We start from the raw sequence: 3,858 nt of genomic DNA on the forward strand, positions 1-3,858 counted from the left end.
CCTCAGTCCACCCACGGCGTGGACATCACCGACACCTTCGACGTCGGCGTGGCCTCCCTCCAGGCGCACCAGGCCTACATCGACGGACTCGGCTGGGAGCACTTCGACGGCCGCGAGTTCTTGGAAGGCACCAGCCGACCGGCCGGGCAGCGTCTCGGCGTGGCCATGGGCGCTGCTTTCGAGGTCTTCCCGATGGGCTGGGGCCAGTAGCTCACGCTGCCGTGAGCGGGCCCACGGTGGCCGACTTCGGTGCGGAAAGTGCTGCACCCCGCCCAGAATGACGCTCTCAGCCGGGTCCGGATCTGCCGATCAACGGCCAGGCGGCGGGCGCCTTCCACCGGATCGGAACCGCTGCGAGGATGGCGGCCGTGCGCCGCTACCAGGGGACTGTCTACGACAGCAACCGCTGGGACGGCTTCGAGCTTCGCCCCGGCGACATCATCATCGCTGCGCCACCGAAGTGCGGGACGACATGGACGCAGATGATCTGCGCGCTGCTGATCCTGCAGGAGCCGGAGCTCACGCTCCCACTGGACACGCTTTCGCCGTGGATCGACATGGTGACCCGGGCCCGTGCGGAGGTGTTCGCGGACCTGCAAGCCCAGTCGCACCGCCGGTTCATCAAGACCCACACGCCGCTCGACGGGATACCCAGCGATCCGACCGTCACCTACATCTGCGTCGGGCGTGACCCCCGCGACGTCGCGTTGTCGATCGACCACCACATCGACAACTCGGACATCGACGCGTTTCTCAAAGCCCGGGAGCGGGCGGCCGGGATCGACGGAACCGAGCTTGGACCGTTGCGACGACAGCCGCCTCGGCCCGACGGCGAGCGGAACCGCTTCTGGCAGTGGGTCGACGACGACACGCCGTCGACCCAGATCGGGTCCTCGCTGCGGCGAACCGTCGAGCACCTGCAGACGTTCCGCGACGCCGCCGACGAGCTCGACGTCGTCCACCTGCACTACGACGACCTGAAGGACGACCTGGCGGGTCAGATGCGGCAGCTGGCCGCCCGCTTCGGCATCCATGTCAACGAGCACCGATGGCCCCGCCTGGTCCAAGCGGCGACGTTCGGCGCGATGCGCAGCAGAGCCGAGACGACTGTCCCCGGCGGTAGTCGGCATTGGATCGACCCCGCCGCATTCTTCAACCGCGGCACGAGTGGTCAGTGGCGCGACCTCCTCGACAACGCCGACCTCGCCCGGTACGCAGCACGCGTGCGGACTCTCGCCTCCGACGAGCTCATCGACTGGGTGCACCGCGAGGCCATTACCTAGTCCCGTCCCGCGGATTCGCCGCACTGCCACAGCCGGCCATCAGCCCCTGAGGCGAGCGCTTCCTGGCCGACGCACAGCCTCGAGGCGCCCTGGACGCTCGACGCCAGATCGTTCCCGCAGTCGAGACAGTGTCGGTGAACCCGCCTAGGTTGTCGATCATGACCACCACTCCCGATGTCATCGCCCGTTACTACGCCGCAGCGGCGAGCGGCGACCTCGATGTCCTCCTCGACTGCTTCACCCGGGAGGCTTACGTTATCGACGAGGGCCAGCACTACCAGGGCATCGCGGAGATCCGCAGGTGGCGGGAGAGCGTGGCTTCCCACTACACGTACACGACCGAGATCACCGGCACCGAGCAGGCAGCCGACGGCAAGTACGTCGTCGCCACCCACCTCGAAGGCAACTTCCCTGGTGGCGTGGTCGACCTGAAGCAACGACTCACCGTGACCGGCGACCTCATCTCAGAGCTCCTGATCTAAACCGATGGCTTATCGCAGCGCAGTGCGTCAATTCGCCGCCTCAGCACGCGACCAAACCCACTTCGATGAGAGAGATTTGCGGCGGTCAATTCGCGCCTCGATGCTCCTTTGCGCTCGAGATTGAGTAAATCGGCGGGCGTAGCATGCGCCGGCGCTAGTCTTCGGTGATGGAGGACGACCCACTGGGCCCCTCGCCTCTCCCAGAGCATCCCGACCTGCGCGACATTGCAGTGGCGATGGAGGCCGCGGGAATGAGCTTCGAGATCCTCGATGCACGCTTTCGCTGCGTCTACCTGTCGGGCGAGCTTCACCGGATCATGGAGGGGTCTGCCAGTGAATTTCGCCGGCTGATCGGCCGGTCGGTGATCTGGCGGGTCCTCCGAGCAGACGCGGAGGTGATCCGGGTCGATCCGGGCAGCGGCACCGCGTGGTTTCACCACAACACGCCGATCATGCGCCGGTATCTCGATCCCGCCGACACCGATTTCGAGGAGATCTTCGACTCCACGGCTCCATTGGCAGCGGACATTGAGCCGGTTGGGCGGGCACCTCGTGCCTGGTACGACCGGGTCGCGTTCCCGCCACACCTTCGTTTCCGTCGAACCTTGCTCGGCGACCAGCACCAGGTTCAAGTACGGATCAGCGACGACGAGGGTTGTTTCGTCGGCATCCTGTACATATACCGCGGGGTTTTGCCGGAGAGTCTGCTGAACCGTCTTGGACGTGGAGACCCGCAGCTGTTCGAGCGGATGGACCGCGTCAGCGAACCCGGTCGACGGCCGGCTGCCATTTTGTTCGCCGATCTGGAGTCCTCAGGTGTGCACTCCCGGCACCTGTCCTCACGGGGGTACTTCGAGCTGATTCGCAGTCTGACGGATCTGATCGACACATCGGTCGTCGCCCGGTTCGGGATCACCGGCAAGCACGCCGGTGACGGCGGCTCCGCCTTGTTCCTGGCTGCCGACTTCCACTCCGAGTCCGGTGCCGCGCGGGCGGCGATCGAGGCGGCCCGAGCAATTCGTGACGGCGCCGAGCAACTCGGGCCTGACGAAGTCCAGGTCAAGGTGAACGTCGGGGTGCATTGGGGAGCCACGCTCATGGTCGGACAGGTCGCCACGAGCGGGCGGCTGGAAGTGACCGCCTTGGGCGATCAGATGAACGAAGGTGCCCGCATCGAAGGGGCCGCTACCGGCGGCACGATCCTGGCTTCCAAGGACCTGGTCGAGCGACTCGACGCTACCGATGCAAAGGTGGCTGGCATCGAGCCCCATGCCATTGCGTACACCACGATTGGCGAGCTGGACGGGGCCAGCGACAAGGCGGTCCGCGACGCCGCAACCATTGCAGTCACGCCCATCTGACTCCTGGGCGGCGGAACTGCGTCACGAACCGCACGTGACGGCGGCATTGGATCCGACGGCACAATGGACACCGCCCCCCACCTTTTGGTGCAGGTGAGGGGCGGTGTCGTGCTCCCCCGGTTGGACTCGAACCAACAACCCTCCGATTAACAGTCGAATGCTCTGCCAATTGAGCTACAGGGGATCGCGCCGGGACAGGTTAGCAAGGAGGGCGATCGGCTCGAAATCGGGATCAGGCGAGACCGACGTCGCTCTTCGCGGAGGCGAGCGTCTGGGCAGCCAGCCGGCGCACCTCAGGATCCTCGGGGTCCACGCCCTCGTCGTAGCTGGTGCGCCACTGCAGGTCGTCGCGTCGGCCGGGGGCACGACGTGCGATCACGCGAAGGCCGCGGTTGCCGACGACGGCTATGTGTCGGTGGATAACGACACTGGCCGTCACGCGTTCGCGGATCAGCTCGAGCAGCCGCCGGGGCTCGTCGTCCTCCAGCACCAGCCGGAACGGCTCCGCATCCGTCTCGAGCACGCGCAGTGTCGAGGTCTCGCTGTCCCAGTCGGCGCTCTCCACCTGCTCCCACGGGATCCGGAAGGGAAGGTAGAGCGCATCACGGGTGCCACAGACCGCTCGGCCGTCGGCCGTCATCGCGCTTGCCAGCGTGGTCTCCCCCGGGGCCACCTCGATGCTTGGCCGGGTGCGGCGCAGCCTCACGACGCGCCCACGATGCGGTCCCGCAG

The 3,858-nt window shown here is 66.6% G+C and carries 4 protein-coding genes, 1 tRNA gene and 1 pseudogene; 4 read left to right on the top strand and 2 right to left on the bottom strand.

Annotation, left to right across the window (positions count from 1 at the left end; translation table 11 throughout):
• From WB461_RS10355 to WB461_RS10370, 4 genes and pseudogenes are all read left to right on the top strand, one after another.
• Positions 1 to 210, top strand: a pseudogene (locus WB461_RS10355) (PIG-L family deacetylase); the annotation flags it as partial.
• Between the two features lie 158 nt (positions 211 to 368).
• Positions 369 to 1,283 carry a sulfotransferase domain-containing protein gene (locus WB461_RS10360; protein WP_423852655.1) on the top strand — a complete coding sequence of 305 codons (915 nt, stop codon included), beginning with the start codon at positions 369 to 371 and terminating at the stop codon, positions 1,281 to 1,283.
• A 158-nt stretch (positions 1,284 to 1,441) separates the two neighbouring features.
• Positions 1,442 to 1,765, top strand: coding sequence for a nuclear transport factor 2 family protein (locus tag WB461_RS10365; RefSeq protein ID WP_423852656.1), 324 nt, complete (start codon positions 1,442 to 1,444; stop codon positions 1,763 to 1,765).
• A 167-nt stretch (positions 1,766 to 1,932) separates the two neighbouring features.
• Positions 1,933 to 3,126 carry an adenylate/guanylate cyclase domain-containing protein gene (locus WB461_RS10370; protein WP_423852657.1) on the top strand — a complete coding sequence of 398 codons (1,194 nt, stop codon included), beginning with the start codon at positions 1,933 to 1,935 and terminating at the stop codon, positions 3,124 to 3,126.
• A gap of 111 nt (positions 3,127 to 3,237) precedes the next feature.
• Here the strand turns inward: WB461_RS10370 and WB461_RS10375 are convergent.
• Positions 3,238 to 3,310 (bottom strand) — tRNA-Asn (locus tag WB461_RS10375).
• Positions 3,311 to 3,358: 48 nt separating this feature from the next.
• Positions 3,359 to 3,858, bottom strand: a 500-nt coding sequence (locus WB461_RS10380; RefSeq protein ID WP_423852658.1) for a hypothetical protein, incomplete at its 5' end; no start/stop codon positions are given.

The organism is Aeromicrobium sp., assembly GCF_049587115.1.
Lineage (GTDB): Bacteria > Actinomycetota > Actinomycetes > Propionibacteriales > Nocardioidaceae > Aeromicrobium.

Coding starts and splice junctions, on each gene's coding strand:
- WB461_RS10365 (WP_423852656.1), top strand. CDS start 1,442: ATGACCACCACTCCCGATGTCATCGCCCGTTACTACGCCGCAGCGGCG.
- WB461_RS10370 (WP_423852657.1), top strand. CDS start 1,933: ATGGAGGACGACCCACTGGGCCCCTCGCCTCTCCCAGAGCATCCCGAC.